Source organism: Qipengyuania sp. SM2507 (assembly GCF_053714505.1).
Genome location: NZ_CM132307.1, coordinates 1,332,131 through 1,351,398, shown reverse-complemented (window position 1 = coordinate 1,351,398; position 19,268 = coordinate 1,332,131). Strand labels below are relative to the sequence as shown.

Here is a 19,268-nt window from a genome sequence, read left to right as displayed (position 1 = left end):
ACAGAGGAGATTCGCATGCCCGATCTGACCCGCCGCTCGCTGCTCGCCGGTGCCGCCGCCACCACTGTCCTCGCCGCCACCGCTTCGCGCGCGCAGGGCGATATGGTCGCGGCGACGCCCGACCTCGCGGGCCAGGCGATCCTCATCACCGGCTGCTCCTCGGGTTTCGGCCGGCTTGGCGCCGAGCATTACGCACGCGCCGGCGCGCGGGTCTTCGCCACTATGCGGGGCCTCCCCCGCCCCGAGGCCGAGGAATTGCGCAGTCTTGCGCAGCGTGAAAATCTCGACATCCACGTGATCGAGATCGATGTGCTTTCGGACGAGCAGGTCGAGCGCGGCGTCGCCGAGGCCGTGCGGATCAACGGCGGCCCGATCGACGTGCTGGTCAACAACGCCGGGATCGGCATTTCCGGCCCGGTCGAGGTGCAGGACATGGCGGCCACCATGCTGGCCTTCGACACCAATGTCTTCGGCTGCCACCGCATGGCGCGCGCGGTGTTGCCCGGCATGCGCGCCAAGGGCGGCGGCCAGATCTTCCAGATCTCGAGCCAGCTGGGGCGCGTCATCATTCCCTACGGCGGGCATTACTCGGCCACCAAATTCGCATTGGAAGCGATGGGCGAGCAGCTCGCCTACGAGCTCGTGCCGCACAATATCGAGGTCACCATCATCGAGCCCGGCGGCTATCCGACCGAGGTCTGGGTCAATCGCAACATCTACACCGGCGCTCTGAAAGAGCGGATCGCCGAGCGGCACGCCGAGGGCTATCCCGAGGTCGTCGCGCGGATGGGCACCGAGGATGGCTCGGGCCGCTCCGCCGATTCGATGGACGTGCCGCGCGCGATCGCCCGGACCATCGCCCTGCCCGCCGGAACCCGCCCGCTGCGCGTGCCCGTAAGCGGCGGTGCGATCCCGCAGACCGCGATCAACGAGGTGACGGCGCGGACGCAGCTCGAATGGCTCGGCCGCTCGCCGCAGCTCGGCCCGGTGATGCGCGCGGTCCACAATCAATGAACGATGCCCGCGGCGAATAGCAGCGACGCGCGTGCTTCCCAGCGGGGCGCCAAGCGGCTAAGGCGCCCGCCATATCGCTATTACCGGAGTTTTCGATGGGTTTCCGTTGCGGGATCGTCGGGCTGCCCAATGTCGGCAAGTCCACCCTTTTCAATGCACTGACCGAGACGCAGGCCGCGCAGGCTGCGAATTATCCCTTCTGCACGATCGAGCCCAATGTCGGCCAGGTCGCGGTGCCCGATGCGCGTCTCGACAAGATCGCCGCGATCGCCGGCTCGGCCAAGGTCATCCCGACCCAATTGGGCTTCGTCGATATCGCGGGTCTGGTGAAGGGCGCGAGCAAGGGCGAGGGGTTGGGCAACCAGTTCCTCGGCAATATCCGCGAGGTGGATGCCGTGGTCCATGTGCTGCGCTGCTTCGAGGATGACGACATCCAGCATGTCGCCAACAAGGTCGATCCGATCTCCGACGCCGAAGTGGTCGAGACCGAGCTATTGCTCTCCGATCTCGAAAGCCTCGAGAAGCGCGTCCCCAATGCGCAGAAGCGCGCCACCGGGGGCGACAAGGAGGCCAAGATCATGGCCAGCGTGCTGGGCCAGGCGCTCGAGCTGCTGCGCGAGGGCAAGCCCGCGCGGCTGACCGAGCCCAAGGACGAGGAAGAGGCGCGGGTGTTCGCGCAGGCGCAATTGCTCAGCGCCAAGCCGGTGCTCTACGTCTGCAACGTCGCCGAGGAAGACGCGGCGACGGGCAATGCGCTGTCCGAGCTGGTCGCCGCCAAGGCCGCGCGCGAGGGTGCGCAATCGGTCGTGGTCTCCGCCGCGATCGAATCCGAACTGGTCGGGATGGCGCCGGACGAGCGGAGCGAATATCTCGCCGAGCTGGGCCTCGAGGAAAGCGGGCTCAGCAAGGTGATCCGCGCCGGCTACGAATTGCTCGCGCTCAACACCTTCTTCACCGCCGGCCCCAAGGAAACCCGCGCCTGGACTTTTCCGCGCGGCGCCAAGGCTCCGCAGGCGGCGGGCGAGATCCACACCGATTTCGAGAAGGGTTTCATCCGCGCCGAGACCATCGCGTTCGACGACTACATCGCCTTGAATGGCGAAAGCGGTGCGCGCGAGGCCGGCAAGCTGCGCCAGGAGGGCAAGGAATATCTCGTCCAGGATGGCGATGTGCTGATGTTCAAATTCAACGTCTAGGCACCAATTGCGGCCCGGACCGTTGGGCGGGCACAACTCAACGGGGAGCAATTGCGTGGTCGACAAATCCGAGAAATTCAACTGGCTGGTGCGCGTGGGCTATTTCAGCCGCGCCATTCTCTATGCGGTGCTGGGCCTGATTGCGCTGACCAGCGCGGGCAGGATCAGCGAAGGCACCAACGGCGTTTTTCGCGCGGTCGAGGAATATCCCGCCGGAATCGCGATCCTGTGGATCATGGTGATCGGGCTGACCGCCTATGCATTGTTCCGCTTCTGCTCGCCGCTGTTCGATATCGAGAACAACGGTTCGGATGCGAAAGGCTGGGGCAAGCGGATCGGCCATGCGGGCAGCGGGATCGGACACCTTGCCCTCGCCTTCTCGGCCTATCAGTTCGCCACCAGCACCGGTGGCAGCGGCGATGGCGCGCAGGACGCGGCCTCGGGCGTCCTGTCGATGGATTTCGGCGGGACCGTTCTCGGCCTGCTGGGCGTGATCTTCTTCGTCGTGGCGATCTTCCAGGCGAAGAAGGGCATCTCGGGCGAATTCATGAACCGCATCAGCGCGCAGGCGCCCGATGCGACCCGCTGGCTGGGCGGCGCGGGCTATCTTGCGCGTGGCGTGGTCTACGCGGTGATCGGCTGGTCGCTGGTCAGCGCCGGCTTCCTCTCGGGCGGCGCCGAGCAGGTCAAATCGCTCGGTGATGCGGTGGCGAGCCTCGCGGGCGAAGGTTTCGTCTTCACCCTCACCGCGATCGGCCTGCTGCTGTTCGGGCTCTTCAGCTTGGTGCTGGCGCGCTACCGGATTATCCCCGAGCTCGACAGCAGCGCGGGGATTCCCAAGTTCCGCGTCTGATCGACTAGCGAACGCGAGCGTACAAACGGCGGGCGAAGCGATAGGATATTGCTTCGCCCGCCGCTTTGCGCGATGCGGTGGCCATGCTCTACTTCGAAGATATCGAGATCGGCACGAAGGATTCCTTCGGCAGCTACCAGGTCACCCGCGAGGAAGTTCTGGAGTTCGCGACCAAATACGATCCCCAGCCCTTCCATCTGAGCGACGAGGCCGCGGCGCAGACCCATTTCGGCAAGATTTCCGCCAGCGGGTGGCACACGTGTGCGATGACCATGCGGATGCTGGTCGAAAACATGTCGGTGATCCAGCGCGCCGGGCTGGGTTCGCCGGGGGTCGACCAGCTGATGTGGCGCAAGCCCGTCTATCCGGGCGATACCTTGCGCTGCGAGACCGAAGTGCTGGAGAAGCGCCGCAGCCGCTCGCGCCCCGAGATGGGGCTCTTCAAGACCGCCTCGCGGACCTACAACCAGAACGATGAAGTGGTGCTCGAGATGGTCTCGAACGGGCTGATGCAGGTCCGCGACCCGGACGCACCGATCGAGGATTGAGGCTAGCTCAGGCTCCGCATTGCGCAGTGCCGTCCGCGCGATAGAGCACCCGGTCGCGGCCGTCGGTCAGCGTCAGCCGCGCATCATAGCCCATGGTTTCCATCCCCACCTGCTCGCCCTCGCGGTCGAGCAGGTCGAGCTGCATGCTGAATTCGCGGCCATCGTATTTGGCCTGCGTGCCGACCGGGTTCTCTGCGCTGCCGCGATCGGGCGCGAGCCGCATGACCTTGCCGCTGCGCTTGGCGAAGGCCGCGTCGCCCATGGTGATCGCCAGCGCGTCTTCGCCGCCGTTATCGGCGAGGAAGCTGCAGCCAAGCCCGACCATCCCTTGCTTCTCGATATCGGCAAAGCCGATCGGTTCGAGCGTCACGGGAACCGGCGGCGCGATCTGAGCCGCGCGAACCTCGGCGACATCCTGCGCATCGCGCCGCGCCTGTTCCTCGGGTGAAATATCCCCCCCGCAACCGGCCAGCGCCAGTGTCGCCACACACCAAAGATACCGCATCGTTTACTCCAACAGCTTCGCGCCTGCCATAGCCTATAGGTTTGGCTGAAGTCTGAACGACGAAAGGGTAGGCGGTGTTCGGATTTTTGGGGAGCGGGGTCAACGGCCACATGCCGGGGCGCGTGGTGGCAAGTTATGGCGCGGGCGGCTGCTGGGCGGTATGTTGAAAATGGCTGGGAAGCGAACACCACATGGCTCAAGGGAGTGAAATCCGCGGCGATCCAGTGTAGGTAGACTAGAATTTTTGGTGGTGGAGGGTTCTATGTTCGGTCCAGACCCAATAGATTTTTTCGACCCATCTCCTTATGGCCCACTTGCCTATTACGGTCACATGCTCATTGGCGTCATCGCGCTGAGCGCTGCAATGTTAGCTTTCCTTGCGATAAAGGGAGGCCAAGCGCACAGAATATACGGTTATATTTACATCGTAGCGGTAGGGGTGGTGTGTTTCACTTCCATAACCATGTTGCGGAATGTTTTTATCCCTCCGCTCTTCATGGCAGTATTCACGGCGGTATATTGCATAGGAGGTGCTTGGCTCGCTTTGCGGCGCCGGTCTTCAATGGTGATTGCTGCCGAAGCTGGTCTTACAATATTTGAGATTATCGGCCTTGTGATTTTTCTTCACATTGCTCTGGGTGCAGTCGCTGACGGCTTGATACCACCGTTCGCTCCTTACGTGATTGCAGCTATCCCGGTCATACTTCTCATCGGTGACTTCAATTGGTTTTTCAGGCAAACGCAATGGTCAAAGCTAAGATTATCAAGACACCTCAGCCGGATGATATGGGGTTTCGTGGTGGTCCTGCGCGCACCGCTCGTCGAACTGGCAGCAGCGGGCCTACCAATCCCTCAGTTTGCCTTCGCGGTTGGCCCCATCATCTTGGCTTCCGCCATGATCTGGTACTTTCGTCACCGCATTCTGCATGGAGCGCTCCGGACCGTCCGCAACGGAACCGTCAAGGTGACCAATTAACGTCGGAATGGTTGGTGTCCCCAAGGGGCGTAGGTCGCAAGGCAGCTCTTGTCAAAAATCGCTGGGAGCAGCCTGCAGCCGATAAACATCCGTATCGATGCGACTTTCCGAAATCGAGGCAAGAACCTTGCGCTCGTCGCCCCAGAACCCGCTCTCGTCATTGCGAGGAGCGTAGCGACGCGGCTATCCATGGCGCAACGTCGCGGGTTGTCGTGCCGTCGTGGCGGGCTGCAAGCGCCGGTCATGGATTGCCGCGCCGCCTGCGGCGGCTCGCAATGACGAGTGCGGGAGTTTGTCCTTGTAGCCATACTTCCTCTCCCCCTCGAGGGGGAGGTCCAGTGGGGGTGTTCGGCGCTGCTGGCCGCTGGTGCCGCACCCCCACCCCCGGCCCCTCCCCATGGGGAGGGGAGAAGTAGGTCGCGAGTTCGAGCGGAGTCGCCCCGCCCCTCACTTGCGCCCGAACAGTTTCTCGACGTCGTCCATCGACAGCTTCACCCAGGTCGGGCGGCCGTGGTTGCACTGGCCCGAACGCGGGGTGTTTTCCATCTCGCGCAACAGCGCGTTCATCTCGGCGACGCTGAGCGTGCGGCCGGCGCGGACCGAGCCGTGGCAGGCCATGGTGGCGAGCACCAGTTCGAGCTTCTCGCTCAGCAGCAGCGCGCCCTTGTCCTCGTCTTGGCCGTGTTTGACCAGATCGTCGTCGATATCGCGCAGCAGCTTTTCGGGGTCGCCGTTCCTGAGCGAATGCGGCAACGCGCGCACCAGCATCGCGGTCGGGCCGAAGCGTTCGATCGCGAGGCCCAGTGCCGCGAGCCGTTCGGCGGCTTCTTCAAGCCGGTCGCAGGCGGGTTCTTCCAGTTCGACGACATCGGGCATCAGCAACGCCTGGCTGCGCGCGGCGGCCTCGCCCGCACCGGCGGCGCGCAACCTTTCGAGCACCAGCCGCTCGTGCGCGGCGTGCTGGTCGACCAGCACCAGCCCGTCCGCCGCCTCGGCAACGATATAGGTGTTGGCGACCTGCCCGCGCGCGATCCCGAGCGGATAGGCGCGCTCCTCTGCGGCCAGCGGTTCGGCCTGTTCCGCCCTGCCCTGCGGCTCGGCCATGCTTTGCGCATCCGCATTGCGCCAGGGGCTCGCAGCGCTCTCGGCGACACCGGCGGAAGGCTGCGACCAGTCGCGGCCCTCGAAGATCGAGCGCAGCGCAGGCGCGGGCTCGTCGCGCTCGCGCTGCCAGCGCTCCATCGCCGAGGCGTCGGGCGATTGCGCGCTGCGGCGGTCGCCGGTCGCCAGCGCCTGCCGCAGCCCCGAGACGATGAAACCGCGCACCCCTTGCGCATCGCGGAAGCGCACCTCGGTCTTGGCGGGGTGGACGTTGACATCGACATCCTCGGGCGGGATTTCGAGGAACAGCGCCAGCACCGCGTGCCGGTCGCGCGCGAGCATGTCGGAATAGGCGCCGCGCACCGCGCCCGCGAGCAGGCGATCCTTCACCGGGCGGCCGTTGACGAACAGATACTGGTGATCCGCGATCCCGCGGTTGTAGGTTGGCAGTCCGGCGATCCCGGTCAGCCGCATCCCGTGGCGCTCCAGATCGATGGCGACGCCATTGTCCTTCAATTCGCGCCCGACGATCTGCGCGACGCGGTCGGCCAGCGCCTCGTCCTGCTGAAGCCCAAGCACCCGGCGTTCGCCGTGGTCGAGCGTGACCGCGATATCGGGCCGCGCCATCGCAAGCCGGCGGACCACGTCGAGGCTGGCGGCGTATTCGCTGCGCGGCGTGCGCAGGAACTTGCGCCGCGCGGGGATGCGCGCGAACACCTGTTCGACCCGCACCCTTGTGCCCGGGGGCAGCGCGGCGGGGCCTTCGGAGACCAGCGCGCCGTGATCTACCACGATCTTCCAGCCTTGCGGCGCGCCATGCGGGCGGCTTTCGAGCGTGAAGCGCGACACGCTGGCGATCGAGGGCAGCGCCTCGCCGCGAAAGCCGAGTGTGGCGACCCGCTCTATCGCTCCCTCGGTGCCGACCAGGCTTTCGGGGAGCTTCGAGGTGGCGTGGCGTTCGAGCGCCAGGTTCATCTCGTCGGGGGTCATCGCGCAGCCGTCGTCGGTGACCTCGAGCGCGCCCAGACCGCCCTCGACCAGCCTGATCGCGATCCGCGTTGCGCCCGCGTCGATGGCGTTCTCGAGCAGCTCTTTCAGAGCGGCGGCGGGACGCTCGACTACCTCGCCCGCGGCGATGCGATTGACGAGGTGTTCGGGGAGGCGGCGGATGATGGGCATGGCGAACCCAGGGGCCTAGCCGCGAACCGCCCGGATTTCGAGCCAGAACGCAGATATTTCCCCGCCAAACCAGCGCGAATGTTTTGGCAATTGCACAGGGGCTTCGCTAAGGGGGGTGCTCCGCTGTCACAATCGGGTCGGAACGGTCGCAAGCACCGCGCCTAACATCCTTATCGAAAATCGGAATCGGGTAGCAATGGGTTTCTGGAATAACCTCTTCAAGTTCGGCTCGCAGAACATGGCGATCGATCTCGGCACGGCCAACACGCTGGTCTACGTCGAAGGTCAGGGCATCGTCCTCAACGAGCCGTCGGTGGTCGCGATCGAAACGATCAATGGCACAAAGCGCGTCAAGGCCGTGGGCGAGGACGCCAAGATGATGATGGGCAAGACCCCCGATTCCATCGAGGCGATCCGCCCGCTGCGCGACGGTGTCATTGCCGACATCGAAATCGCCGAAGAGATGATCAAGCATTTCATCCGCAAGGTGCACGGCCGCAAGAGCCTGATGCGCTATCCCGAGATCACCATCTGCGTTCCTTCGGGTTCGACCAGCGTCGAGCGCCGCGCGATCCGCGATGCGGCGAGCAATGCCGGCGCCAGCCAGGTCTATCTGATCCTCGAACCCATGGCCGCCGCGATCGGCGCCGACATGCCGGTCACCGAACCGGTCGGCTCGATGGTGGTCGATATCGGCGGCGGGACGACCGAGGTCGCGGTGCTGTCCTTGCGCGGTCTCGCCTACACCACCTCGGTACGCACCGGCGGCGACAAGATGGACGAGGCGATCGTCTCCTATGTCCGCCGCCACCACAATCTGCTGATCGGCGAGGCCACCGCCGAGCGGATCAAGAAGGACTACGGGATCGCCGTAGCCCCCGCCGATGGCATTGGCGAATCGATCACGCTCAAGGGCCGCGATCTGGTCAATGGCGTGCCCAAGGAAATCACCATCAACCAGGGCCATATCGCCGAAGCGCTGAGCGAACCGATCGGCGCGATCGTCGAGGGTGTGCGGATCGCGCTGGAAAACACCGCTCCCGAGCTGGCCGCCGATATCGTCGACCAGGGTATCGTCCTGACCGGCGGCGGCGCGCTGATCCAGGGTCTCGACCAGTATCTGCGCGAGGAAACCGGCCTCCCCGTGACCATCGCGGAGGATCCGCTCACCTGCGTCGCGATCGGCACCGGTCGCGCGATGGAAGACGAGAGATACCGCGGCGTCTTGATGACCGCGTAAAACCAGGGGAAGACGGCCGCCATGGCGCCGACAGGACAACGGCGCTCGAGCTATTCGCGCAAGGCGCAATACAGCCTATTCACCGGCTACATCGCCGCCGGGCTGGGCGCGCTCGTCGGCGCGGTGCTGCTCGGCCTCTCGCTCTGGCAGCCCGGTTTCCTCTCGAGCCTGCGCGGAACGGCCAATGACGCGGCCACCCCGGTCACGCAGCCGGTCGCCGTCGCGCGGACCGAGAGCAAGGGCTTGATCGATATCGTGCGCGGCTATTACCGCGCCGGGTCGCAGAACGCCGCGCTCAAGCGCGAGGTGGAGCTGGCGCGTATCCGGCTCGCCGAGGCGGCTGCGGTCGAGCAGGAAAACCGGCGGCTCAAGGCCTTGCTCGGGCTTCACGATGCGCAGGTCAAACCGGTCACCGTCGCGCGCCTGGTCGGTGCGAGCGCCGCGAGTTCGCGGCGTTTCGCCTATCTCGGTGCCGGACGCGCCGATGGCGTCGCGGTCGGCATGCCGGTTCGCAGCCAGCGCGGCGTGGTCGGCAGGATTCTCGAGGTCGGCAATCACAGCGCGCGGGTGCTGCTGCTGACCGACCCCGAAAGCGTGCTGCCGGTGCGCCGCGCGCAGGACGAGGTGGTCGCTTTCGCCGAGGGCCGCGGCGATGGCCTTATCCGCATCCGGCTGATCAACCTCGGGATCAATCCGCTCGAACCGGGCGATCTGTTTGTGACCAGCGGCGCGGGCGGCTATTACCAGCCCGGCGTCGCGGTCGCGATTGCGACCGAGATCACCGATGACGGCGCCCTCGCCCGCATCGTCAGCGATCCGGCAGCGACGGGCTATGTCGCCGTGCTCCCGATCTTCGAGCCCGATGCAGTGGTCGGCTCCGGTACGCCGGTCGAGCGCGAACTGGGTGAATAGGCGTGGATCGCTTCGCCCCTAAATCGCGCAGCGACGCCTACGGTCGGCGGATCAATCGGTCGCATTCGACCGTGGTCGCTACCATCGTTCCCTATCTGTCGATCCTGATCGCTTCGCTGGTGCCGGTGTTCTTCATCGCCTCCGCGCTGCCGCTGGTGCCACCGCTCGGCTTCCTGATGCTGCTGGCATGGCGGCTCGTTCGCCCCGGTCTGCTGCCGGTCTGGGCGGGCTTCCCGCTGGGGCTGTTCGACGACCTGTTCAGCGGCCAGCCGCTGGGGAGCGCGATCCTGTTGTGGTCGGTGGCGATGATTGCCGTCGAACTGGTCGAAACGCGGTTTCCCTGGCGCAGCTTTGCGCAGGACTGGTTCACGGCGGGTTTAATCCTGCTGGTGTATATCCCTGCGGCAATGCTCGTTTCGGGCGGTGAGCCTACGCTTGCCGCTCTTGTCGCCCTGGGGCCCCAGCTCGTGTTATCGATCCTCGTCTTCCCGCTTTTTGCCCGCCTGGTGGCGCGGCTCGACCAGATGCGGTTGACCCGCTGGCGGACGGTCGGATGAAGCTGGGTAAAAAAACGCGGGATCACGTCAGCAGCACGACGCTGGACCAGGCCTTTTCGCGGCGCAGCTTCGTCATCGGCGCAGGCATGGGCGGCATCGGACTGCTGCTTGCCGGTCGGATGGCCTTTATCGCCATCGCCGAAAACGAGAAATACGAGCTGGAATCGGAGAGCAACCGGGTCAATCTGTCGCTGATCCCGCCCCGGCGCGGTTGGATCCTCGATCGCAACGGCGCGCCGCTGGCATCGAACAAGGCCGATTTCCGCGTCGATGTCATCCCCGACCAGCTGGTCGATACCAAAGCCACGCTGGCGGCACTGGGCAAGATCCTCGATCTCGATGCGACCGCCATGGCCGATATCACCAAACGTGTGGACGAGGCGGCCTCGTTCCAGCCGGTCGAGATTGCGACGGGCCTCGATTACGAGGATTTCGCGGCAGTCAGCGTTCGCCTGCCCGATCTTCCCGGGGTCATTCCGCAGCGCGGATTTTCGCGCTTCTACCCGACCGGGCCGAGCGTCGGGCATCTGCTTGGCTATGTCGGCCCGGCCAATGCCGAGGAATATGAGGAAGAGGGCGATCCGCTGCTGATCACCCCCGGGTTCAAGATCGGCAAGGACGCGCTCGAGCGCCAGTTCGAGCAGGAATTGCGCGGCGTACCCGGTGCCCGGCGTGTCGAGGTGACCGCCTCGGGCCGCATCGTCAAGGAACTCGAGACGCGCGAGGATGTCCAGGGCGATCCGGTCCATTTGACCATCGACGGGCCGCTGCAGGATTACGCCGCGCGCCGGATCGGGCTCGAGTCGGGTTCTGCAGTGGTGATGGACTGCCGTAGCGGCGATATCCTCTGCATGTCGTCGATGCCCAGCTTCGACCCCAACAGTTTTTCCGCCGGCATCGGCAGCGTGGAATACGCGATGCTGCGCGAGGACGAGCGCGTTCCCTTGCGCAACAAGGTTCTCAAGGGGCTTTACCCGCCTGCCTCGACGGTCAAGCCGATGGTGTCGATGGCGCTGCTGCGGGCGGGTGTCGATCCGGATGAGCGGGTTCAGTGCTCCGGCGGCCTGCGCGTGGGCAACCGCGTGTTCCGCTGCTGGAAACGCGGCGGACACGGCGCAGTCGACATGGCGATGGGCGTCTATCAGTCCTGCGATGTCTATTTCTACTCCATGGCCCAGCGCATCGGGATGGATCCGATCGCCTTGATGGCCCGGCGCTGCGGCATGGGGCAGGAATTCGACCTCCCGGTCATCAGCCAGTTCTATGGCACCGTCCCCGATCCCGCTTGGAAGCTGGAGAAATACGAGCGCGAGTGGCAGCCCTACGACACGGTCAACGCGACCATCGGACAGGGCTACATGCTCGCCAACCCGCTCCAGCTGGCGGTCATGTCGGCGCGTCTGGCCACGGGCCGCCATGTCGAACCGCGGCTCAACCGCAAGACCCCGGTCAAGGGGTTCGACATGGTCGATTTCTCGGATGAGCACGTGCGCTACGTACGCCAGTCCATGAGCGACGTGGTCAACGGTCCCGGCACGGCGGGGCGCGCGCGCCTGCCGATCGAAGATGTGCTGATGGCCGGCAAGACCGGCACCGCGCAGGTCGTCGGTCTGAACAATTCCGATGGTCGGACAGGTCCCTGGAAATATCGCGACCATGGATTGTTCATCTTCTTCGCGCCCTTCGACAATCCGCGCTACGCCGGGGCGGTGGTGATCGAACACGGCGGCGGCTCGGGCTCCGCCTATCCGATCGCGCGCGACATCATGACCTTCATGTTCGACCCCGTGAAGGGCATGGAAGCGCTGTCCGCGCTGGAAGCGCAATGGGGCGGCACGGCCCAGCAGCGCTTGATCAGCAAATACACCGCCTACGCTGCCGCGGCCGGCGAGACGGTGGCCCCTGCGCCCACCCGCAGCGAAGAGATCTTCGACCAGGTCGAGGCCGAGGCGCGCATTGCCAGCCGGCAATCCGAACAGATTGCCGACCAAGTGATCGTCCCCAGACCCGAGGCCGTTCCGCGCTCCCCAGCCCCCGAGCCGCGGACCGGCTCTGCGGCTTCCGTTCCCACTCCCGCCCCTACACCTGTCGCCGCGCCAACCCGGACGCCGTCACCGTGAGCCCCACGCGATGAGTATCGTCCCCACCCCGGTCGCACGCCAGCCTTGGGGCATGCTGTTCCCGCTGTTCATCCTGATCGGCTTCGGCGCGCTGGTGCTCTATTCGGCGGCCGCCGGCAGTTGGGAGCCCTACGCGGCATCGCACCTTGTCCGCTTCGGCGTTTTCTTCGTGATGGCGACCGTCATGACGCTGTTTTCGGCCAATCTGGTCAAGTTCGCTGCCTATCCGGTCTATGTCCTGATCTTGTTGCTGCTGGTGCTGGTCGAGGCGATGGGGCAGATCAACGGGGGCAGCCAGCGCTGGCTCAATCTAGGTTTCATGCAATTGCAGCCCTCCGAATTGATGAAGCCGGCGATCGTGCTGGTGCTCGCGCGGTTCTACGGCGATCTGCCCGTGGGTATGATCTCCAGCTGGCGCGCGCTGGTGCCCGCAGGGGTGCTGATCGGCATTCCGGTCGCGCTGGTCCTGGTCCAGCCAGATCTGGGCACTTCGCTCGCCATCCTGTTCGGTGGCGGTGTGGTGATGTTCCTGGCCGGACTGCCGATGCGCTGGTTCGCCATCCTCGGTACCGCCGCTGCGGTGATCGCGCCGCTCGCCTTCTTCTTCGGGTTGCAACCCTATCAGCAGCGCCGCGTGACGACGCTGCTCGACCCGGCCAGCGATCCGCTGGGTGCGGGCTACCACATCATCCAGTCGAAGATCGCGATCGGTTCGGGCGGCTTGACCGGCAAGGGGTTCAACGAGGGCTCGCAAAGCCATCTGCAATATTTGCCCGAACCGCACACCGATTTCGTCTTCGCCACCATGGCGGAGGAATGGGGCTTTATCGGCGGGCTGGTGGTGATCGGCTGCTTCGCGCTGATCCTGCGCTGGGGCCTGCTCGTCGCGAGGCGCTCGAACGACCGCTTCGGCAAGCTGGTCGCGGGCGGAATGGTGGCTACGATCTTCTTCTACGTCGCGGTCAATCTGCTGATGGTCATGGGCTTTGCGCCGGTGGTGGGTATTCCCCTGCCCTTCATGAGCCATGGTGGCTCATCGATGCTGACCAATATGATCTGCATCGGCTCGCTGATGATGGTCAATCGCTGGAACAGCCGCCAGGGCAGTTCCGGCCTGACGCGTTGAGGCCCGACGCGCTGGAACCTGACGCTACAGGTAGATCAGCCGCAGTCGCAGGCCCTTGACCACCGCCGCGATCCGGTCGCGCGCCTCGAGCTTGTCGTAGATCCGCGTGATATAGGTCTTCACCGTGTCGGGCGAGAGATCGAGGATCGTGGCGATGTCGGTGCGCGACTTGCCATGGGCGAGCCATTGCAGCACCTCGGCCTCGCGGTCCGACAATGTGGGTTCGCCATCGTCCTGGTCGAGCAGATTGCAGACCCGCATCTGGGCGGCCCGCGACACCGCCTTGACCATCGAAATATGCTCGGCCGGAACTTCACCGATCGGACGACCCCAGTCGAAGCTGGCATACGCGTCGCGATTGTTCGGGCCGAACAAAGGCAGGCCGACACCGTGGACCAGCCCGAATCGCTTCGAGGCTTCGAAATAAGCCTCGTTTTCGGGGCTGTTGGTGCCCATCCTTCGTGCTTCGGTCCACGTCAGCATCGCACCATGACGCAAGGTACGTTCCGGGACCGGATCGTGCCGCCGAAACTCCTTGCGTTGGTAAAGCTCGACCCATTCCGGGTCGAACCCCTGGGTATGGATCTGAGTGCTCGCGGAAGTGGGCTCCGCGTAGCTCGGCGAGAAGTGATAGCTGCAGCGGATCGCACCAAGGTTGCCGGCCACGTCGCAGACGTAGCGGATGGTTTCCCCGATGCAGAACAGGTTTTCGACCTTGGTCAGGGGATCGACAAGCATTAGCTCCTTCCTATGACTTCCCCCGGCCCGAGGGGGTCTTGTCCCCCAACGGTCCGACAGCAAACTTGCGCTAGATCGTATAGATGAGCGGCGCAACGATCAAGACATACCCAATTCTCCGATGCCTTCGGATCGCCCCAGACCATCGCAATACCCTCGCGCAGTTCCGACGGCGCCGGTTTCGTTTTATGATCAAGGAACTGTTATGCTGCAGCAGCAAGAGTGCTTCGCGCTCCCGCCCTATGCGCTCGACCGCCTGTCGCGTTCGGGAAAACCGGAAACATTCGGCAGCGTCGAGGACAAATGGCGCCTGCTGGTGGTCCTGTTCGGGCGTGAAGGCCAAGGCCGCAAGACCGCTCTGCGCGACATCCACACGCTGCTCGACCTGCCGCAGCATGTCGCCTTCCGCCTGGTGCGCGGCCTCGAACTGGGCCGCCTGATCACCGTCGGCGCCTGCCTCCACGACGCCTTCGCCGCCGAACTCGCGCTGACCGAGGAGTGCGCCTCGATGGTAACCCGGGCGCTGGCAGAGGGCTAAGAAGACATTGACCCTTTTCATTGGGGAAATGCCCGCTATATGAGCGCCTCCCCGAGTCGGGGCGCCGATGAAAATCCGGCATGTGGACGCATAGCTCAGTTGGTAGAGCAGCTGACTCTTAATCAGCGGGTCCTTGGTTCGAACCCAAGTGCGTCCACCACTTTTCATACATAATCGATTGCGTTCACTGCCCTGCATGCGGCCAGGCGGGCCCCCAGGCCCTCGGGGTTCATGCCGGCTGAAGGCCAACTCGCGCCGTTCAGCGCTGCTTTTTTGTCGTGGTCGCGGTGAAATCGGGGTCTTTCTTGGCCACCCAGTCGACAAATTTGCGCACGTTGGGGTTCGCCAGCAGTCCATCCACATCGGTCGCGTGACGCTGCAGTTCGGAATTGGTGAAGTTGGCAATCAAAGTCTGTTGGCAAATGGGGTGCATCGGCACCACATCGCGCCCGCCCCGGCTTTTCGGCACCGGATGATGCCAGACGATCGTTTTTCCAATGGGTCGCGCACAGAGCCAACATGGTTCGACAGCTGTTGGAATATCGTCTTCCGGGTGAGGTTCGGCGTATCCGCCGCGTTTGGGATGTTTGCGAGCCATGTGCATCAGCCTGTTTTGCCTGAATTCGGGATTGCGCATTTAAGGGGTGCCGGTTCGCATGACCAGAACCGTGTCCTCGCGAGTCAGCGCATTGTTTGGCCTGGCGGGTTCGGACCATAAAGGCCCCATCTGAACACGGAGAACATCGAGCCACCCTGTAATGTGATCCAACACTTGCCCTCTCACATTGCGATGTGATAGCGCGATTGTATGAACACCACTGTCGAGAGGGTCCGCGCCTTGATCGCGGACGGAACCATGACTCGCGCCGGGCTTGCCCGCGCAGCGGGAATGCATGCCAACACGCTTCGCGATTGCGCGCTGGAGAGCTGGAACCCCACCAGCGACACCCTGCGCAAGCTCGACGCTTTTCTCGATGCCAATGACGAGACCCCGGTGCTGGTCGGGATCGAGGAGATCATCGACGAGGCGCGCAACGGGCGGATGTATGTGCTGGTCGACGACGAGGACCGCGAGAACGAGGGCGACCTGATCGTGCCCGCGCAGATGGCAACTCCCGAAGCGATCAATTTCATGGCTACCCACGGGCGCGGGCTGATCTGCCTTTCGCTCGACCGCCGCCGGGTCGAGACGCTCGGGCTCGAGCCGATGACGCGCAACAACCGCGAAAGCATGCAGACCGCCTTCACCATTTCGATCGAAGCGCGCGAAGGGGTCACCACGGGAATTTCCGCGGCGGACCGTGCGCGCACCGTTTCGGTGGCGATCGATTCGACCAAGGGCCCCGAGGATATCGTCACACCCGGCCATGTCTTCCCGCTGGCCGCGCGCGACGGCGGCGTGCTGGTCCGCGCCGGGCATACCGAGGCGGCGGTCGATATCTCGCGGCTTGCCGGGCTCAACCCCTCGGGGGTGATTTGCGAGATCATGAACGAGGACGGGACCATGGCCCGGCTCGACGATCTGGTGACCTTCGCACGCAAGCACGGGCTCAAGATCGGGACCATTCGTGATCTCATCGAATACCGGATGCGCAACGACCATCTGGTCGAGCAGGTCAGCGAGAGCGCGCTGACTTCGGACTACGGCGGCGACTGGCGCGCGATGAGCTATCGCAGCAAGGTCGGCGGGGCCACGCATGTCGTGCTGCAGAAGGGCCATGTCGATCCCGAGCAGGCCACCTTGGTGCGAATGCATTCGATCTCGATCTTCGACGACATCCTCGGCCAGTCGGGCCCGCGCAAGCGGACTTTGCAGCGCTCGATGGCGGCGATCGGCGAACATGGCAGCGGGGTGATCGTCTGCATCATGCCCGACCGACCCGAGCAATTGCAGGCCGAGATCGGGCGTGCACCGCATGCAAGCGGCGAATTGCGCGACTACGGCATCGGTGCGCAGATTTTGGTCGATCGCGGGGTGAGCGACATGATTCTTTTGAGCGATCACGAAAAGACCGTGGTCGGGCTGGAAGGCTACGGCCTCAGCGTCACCGGCCAGCAACCCATCCCCGCCTGACAGGAACGAAAACCATGGCCAAATTCCTCATCGTCGAAGCGCGCTTCTACGACGTATTCAACGATCTGCTGATCGCCGGCGCAAAGGCTGCGCTGGAAGCAGGCGGTCACTCGACGGAAGTGCTCACCGTCCCCGGCGCGCTGGAAATCCCCGGCGCGATCTCGCTGGCGGCGGAGGCCGGTGAATACGACGGCTACGTGGCGCTCGGCGTGGTGATCCGCGGCGAGACCTATCATTTCGAGATCGTTGCGGGCGAAAGCGCGCGCGGGATCATGGCCTTGACCATGGACGGGATCGCGATCGGCAACGGGATCCTCACCGTCGAGAACGACGATCAGGCCCGCGTCCGCGCCGACCCGGCGCAGAAGGACAAGGGCGGCGAAGCGGCCAGGGCGGCGATGGCGCTGCTGAAACTGGCGGACCGCTTCGGCGGCTAGGGCGCCCCGTCGAGCACCTGCTCGAGCCCGAGCGGCGCGAACGGCCCGATCGCCAGCTGTTCGAACACGCCGATCCCATCGACATCCGCGCCGGTGACCGCCACGGGCATCTGCACATGCAGGTTCTCGGGCGCGAGCGGATCGAGGCTGGCGAGGTCGATATCCTCGCGCTCGACCCTCAATGCGCCATGGTGGATACCGTGGCCCCATTCTGGGTGGGTGTAGCCCAGTCCGCGCATTTGGAAGCGTCCCAGCGGTTCGAGCTGCAATTGCTCCGGTGCGCCCTTGACCGCAAGTGACAGCGTGCCGCCGCTCGGCCAGCGGGTGCCGCTCTCCAGCCGCGCGCGCATCCCGCCCGCGCCTTCGCACAACTCCGCCGCCTCGGCTCCGTCGGGCGCCCAGACGGCGCGGGTGTTCCAGGCCTGGCCCTGCCTGTCGGCATTGACGTGGAAGAACAGGCTGCCGTCGGGGAAATTGATCGGCGTCCATTGCCAGAAGAAGCCAAGCTGCGGATGGCCCGGGATCGGCTGCGCATCGCGCGCGCCCACCGGGCGGACACCCCAGCTGCGGTCGCGCGTGCCGCAGGTGCCCGGCGCCAGCTCGCGGCGATCGCCGTCGACCTCGATCCAGCCCTGATAGTGGCCGTTCTGCGTCATCCGCGTGTAATCCATGAAAGCGCGCGGGCCGATGCGGTGGATAAAGCGCGGCTCCTCGATCGGGAAGGACCGCCCGGTAAATTCCACTTCGGCGGAGAGACCCTCGAAGGGTTCGAGCCTAACCTTGAGACGCTTGAGCGGCTCGAGCACCTCGACATGGAAGGGGCCGACCGACAGATCCATCCGCTCCATGCCCAGCTCGCGGCTTGCGTGGATGCAATATTGGACCCCGTCGCGCACGACGTTGAAATGCGCGTCGATCACATCGAGATGCGGATAGACGCCGAGAGCGGCGGCGAAGAAACCGCTGCCGTCGGGGGCATAGCCGTTGAAGAAATAGCGATCGTAGAAATTGCGGTCGGTGCCCGCGAAGGCGACCGGTTCCGGGGTCTGGTGGATCGGAAAATCGTCGCCCTTGGACAAGGCCATCAATTGTCTCCCTTCAACGCGGCGATACTGCCATGCTCCAGCGCCAGCGAACAGGCCCCGCGTGCCATGGAGAGAAAATTGGCATCGCCGCGTTCGGTCCGCTCGACGAATGCGGCGCTGAACACCGCGGTCGAGACGCCGTGGAGTGCGCCCAGCCGATAGTCGCGCCCGATATCGTTGCGCGACATATCGACCCCGCGCGCAGCCATTTCCGCCAGATAGAGGTCGAGCAATTCATCCTCGTGCTGGCGCCACATGGCTTCGCCCAGCCCGCAGCCGATGAAATAGCCGACGTCGGTCATGCCGTGGCCGGTCGCGGTTGTCTGCCAGTCGAGCACGGCGATGGATTCCTGCCCACCGCCGATGTCGAACAGCATGTTGTCGAGCCGGAAATCGCCATGGACGAGACATTGCGGCGCATCGCGGCGGGTGAAATAGCGCTCGCTCTCCGCCGCCAGATTCTCGCACAGCGCCATCAGTGCCGGATCGAGCGTGTCGCCATAGCGCTCGCGAAAGATCGCCTGCGCCTGCGGATACATCTGCGCGATCCGTTCGGCCTGCCCGGGCGGCGGTTGCAACCACGTAGCCTCGAGCAGGTCCGCCCTGCCCCAGCTCGGCGCGTGGATCGCCGCGGCTTGGCGGATAGCGGCTCTCGCGTCCTCGATACTGCAGCTGGCGATTTGATCGCCCTGCCGCGCCGGACCCAGGTCCTCGAACAAAAGCAGGAAATCGGCTCCGTCCTCCGAGACGTCGACGAAGTGGACGACCGGCACGCGAACCTGCAGATGCGGCGCCGCCTGCCGGTAGAACTCCACCTCCTTGCGATAAAGCCCGAACATCGCCGCCGTACCGCGGCTCGTGGCATCCTCAGCCGGGAATTTTGCGGCGAGTGTTTCGGGTTCGCTCGCACCCTGAAAGGCTATGCTGAAGCGCACGCTGTCGCCGACCTGCCCGGTACCGATTGCGGTCCACTCGATCGCCGCAACCGGTCTGCCGAGCACCGAGCCCAGCCAATCGGGTGTCACAGCATCGGGATGCGTGGGAAATTCTGCCAAACCGCTCTCCTCCC

The 19,268-nt window shown here is 64.8% G+C and carries 19 protein-coding genes and 1 tRNA gene; 14 read left to right on the top strand and 6 right to left on the bottom strand.

Annotated features, from left to right (window positions below; all coding sequences use genetic code 11):
• Positions 1–15: 15 nt before the first annotated feature.
• The 4 genes from ACWIKC_RS06595 (at position 16) to ACWIKC_RS06580 (ending at position 3,611) form a co-directional block, all read left to right on the top strand.
• Complete coding sequence (locus ACWIKC_RS06595; RefSeq protein WP_454599314.1) at positions 16–1,014, top strand: SDR family oxidoreductase; 999 nt, start codon at positions 16–18, stop codon at positions 1,012–1,014.
• Positions 1,015–1,109: 95 nt separating this feature from the next.
• A complete protein-coding gene (ychF, locus tag ACWIKC_RS06590) occupies positions 1,110–2,210 on the top strand; it encodes a redox-regulated ATPase YchF (RefSeq protein WP_454599313.1) in 1,101 nt (366 codons plus the stop codon).
• A 55-nt stretch (positions 2,211–2,265) separates the two neighbouring features.
• A complete protein-coding gene (locus ACWIKC_RS06585) occupies positions 2,266–3,063 on the top strand; it encodes a DUF1206 domain-containing protein (protein ID WP_454599312.1) in 798 nt (265 codons plus the stop codon).
• An 83-nt stretch (positions 3,064–3,146) separates the two neighbouring features.
• Positions 3,147–3,611: a MaoC family dehydratase gene (locus ACWIKC_RS06580; protein WP_454599311.1), complete on the top strand. Its 465-nt coding sequence runs from the start codon at positions 3,147–3,149 to the stop codon at positions 3,609–3,611.
• A 7-nt stretch (positions 3,612–3,618) separates the two neighbouring features.
• On the opposite strand, the gene ACWIKC_RS06575 is transcribed toward ACWIKC_RS06580, so the two are convergent.
• Complete coding sequence (locus tag ACWIKC_RS06575; protein ID WP_454599310.1) at positions 3,619–4,116, bottom strand: hypothetical protein; 498 nt, start codon at positions 4,114–4,116, stop codon at positions 3,619–3,621.
• A 262-nt stretch (positions 4,117–4,378) separates the two neighbouring features.
• Here ACWIKC_RS06575 and ACWIKC_RS06570 point away from each other — a divergent pair, with 262 nt between their 5' ends.
• Positions 4,379–5,092: a hypothetical protein gene (locus ACWIKC_RS06570; RefSeq protein ID WP_454599309.1), complete on the top strand. Its 714-nt coding sequence runs from the start codon at positions 4,379–4,381 to the stop codon at positions 5,090–5,092.
• A gap of 447 nt (positions 5,093–5,539) precedes the next feature.
• On the opposite strand, the gene mutL is transcribed toward ACWIKC_RS06570, so the two are convergent.
• A complete protein-coding gene (mutL, locus tag ACWIKC_RS06565) occupies positions 5,540–7,372 on the bottom strand; it encodes a DNA mismatch repair endonuclease MutL (protein WP_454599308.1) in 1,833 nt (610 codons plus the stop codon).
• Positions 7,373–7,568: 196 nt separating this feature from the next.
• Between mutL and ACWIKC_RS06560 the strand changes: the two genes are divergently transcribed.
• Genes ACWIKC_RS06560 through rodA form a run of 5 tightly spaced genes read left to right on the top strand, consistent with a single transcriptional unit; the run spans position 7,569 to position 13,327 of the window.
• Entirely contained in the window at positions 7,569–8,612 is a 1,044-nt protein-coding gene (locus ACWIKC_RS06560) for a rod shape-determining protein (RefSeq protein ID WP_067607478.1), read from the top strand.
• Between the two features lie 21 nt (positions 8,613–8,633).
• The gene (gene mreC / locus ACWIKC_RS06555; RefSeq protein WP_454599307.1) at positions 8,634–9,524 is read left to right on the top strand and encodes a rod shape-determining protein MreC; all 891 of its coding nucleotides are present in this window, start codon (positions 8,634–8,636) and stop codon (positions 9,522–9,524) included.
• A gap of 2 nt (positions 9,525–9,526) precedes the next feature.
• A complete protein-coding gene (mreD, locus tag ACWIKC_RS06550) occupies positions 9,527–10,081 on the top strand; it encodes a rod shape-determining protein MreD (protein ID WP_454599306.1) in 555 nt (184 codons plus the stop codon).
• On the top strand, positions 10,078–12,201 hold the full coding sequence (gene mrdA / locus ACWIKC_RS06545) for a penicillin-binding protein 2 (RefSeq protein ID WP_454599305.1): 2,124 nt from the start codon (positions 10,078–10,080) through the stop codon (positions 12,199–12,201). Before mreD ends, mrdA begins: the two co-directional genes overlap by 4 nt.
• A 10-nt stretch (positions 12,202–12,211) precedes the next feature.
• Positions 12,212–13,327, top strand: coding sequence for a rod shape-determining protein RodA (gene rodA / locus ACWIKC_RS06540; protein WP_454599304.1), 1,116 nt, complete (start codon positions 12,212–12,214; stop codon positions 13,325–13,327).
• 24 nt (positions 13,328–13,351) lie between these two features.
• Here the strand turns inward: rodA and ACWIKC_RS06535 are convergent, their stop codons facing one another.
• Positions 13,352–14,065, bottom strand: a complete 714-nt coding sequence (locus ACWIKC_RS06535; protein ID WP_454599303.1) for an autoinducer binding domain-containing protein — start codon at positions 14,063–14,065, stop codon at positions 13,352–13,354.
• A 205-nt stretch (positions 14,066–14,270) separates the two neighbouring features.
• Between ACWIKC_RS06535 and ACWIKC_RS06530 the strand changes: the two genes are divergently transcribed.
• Both ACWIKC_RS06530 and ACWIKC_RS06525 read left to right on the top strand, forming a co-directional pair.
• Positions 14,271–14,603, top strand: coding sequence for a hypothetical protein (locus ACWIKC_RS06530; RefSeq protein WP_454599302.1), 333 nt, complete (start codon positions 14,271–14,273; stop codon positions 14,601–14,603).
• 84 nt (positions 14,604–14,687) lie between these two features.
• Positions 14,688–14,763: transfer RNA gene (locus tag ACWIKC_RS06525), tRNA-Lys, on the top strand.
• 99 nt (positions 14,764–14,862) lie between these two features.
• Here ACWIKC_RS06525 and ACWIKC_RS06520 read toward each other — a convergent pair.
• The gene (locus ACWIKC_RS06520; protein WP_454599455.1) at positions 14,863–15,201 is read right to left on the bottom strand and encodes a hypothetical protein; all 339 of its coding nucleotides are present in this window, start codon (positions 15,199–15,201) and stop codon (positions 14,863–14,865) included.
• A gap of 210 nt (positions 15,202–15,411) precedes the next feature.
• Here ACWIKC_RS06520 and ribB point away from each other — a divergent pair, with 210 nt between their 5' ends.
• Positions 15,412–16,677 carry a 3,4-dihydroxy-2-butanone-4-phosphate synthase gene (ribB, locus tag ACWIKC_RS06515; protein ID WP_454599301.1) on the top strand — a complete coding sequence of 422 codons (1,266 nt, stop codon included), beginning with the start codon at positions 15,412–15,414 and terminating at the stop codon, positions 16,675–16,677.
• A gap of 14 nt (positions 16,678–16,691) precedes the next feature.
• Entirely contained in the window at positions 16,692–17,114 is a 423-nt protein-coding gene (gene ribH, locus ACWIKC_RS06510) for a 6,7-dimethyl-8-ribityllumazine synthase (protein ID WP_454599300.1), read from the top strand.
• Here ribH and ACWIKC_RS06505 read toward each other — a convergent pair.
• Both ACWIKC_RS06505 and ACWIKC_RS06500 read right to left on the bottom strand, forming a co-directional pair.
• A complete protein-coding gene (locus ACWIKC_RS06505; RefSeq protein ID WP_454599299.1) occupies positions 17,111–18,199 on the bottom strand; it encodes a hypothetical protein in 1,089 nt (362 codons plus the stop codon). The genes ribH and ACWIKC_RS06505 overlap by 4 nt on opposite strands.
• Positions 18,199–19,254, bottom strand: a complete 1,056-nt coding sequence (locus tag ACWIKC_RS06500) for a phosphotransferase family protein (RefSeq protein ID WP_454599298.1) — start codon at positions 19,252–19,254, stop codon at positions 18,199–18,201. The genes ACWIKC_RS06505 and ACWIKC_RS06500 overlap by 1 nt, the downstream gene beginning before the upstream one ends.
• Positions 19,255–19,268: the final 14 nt, after the last annotated feature.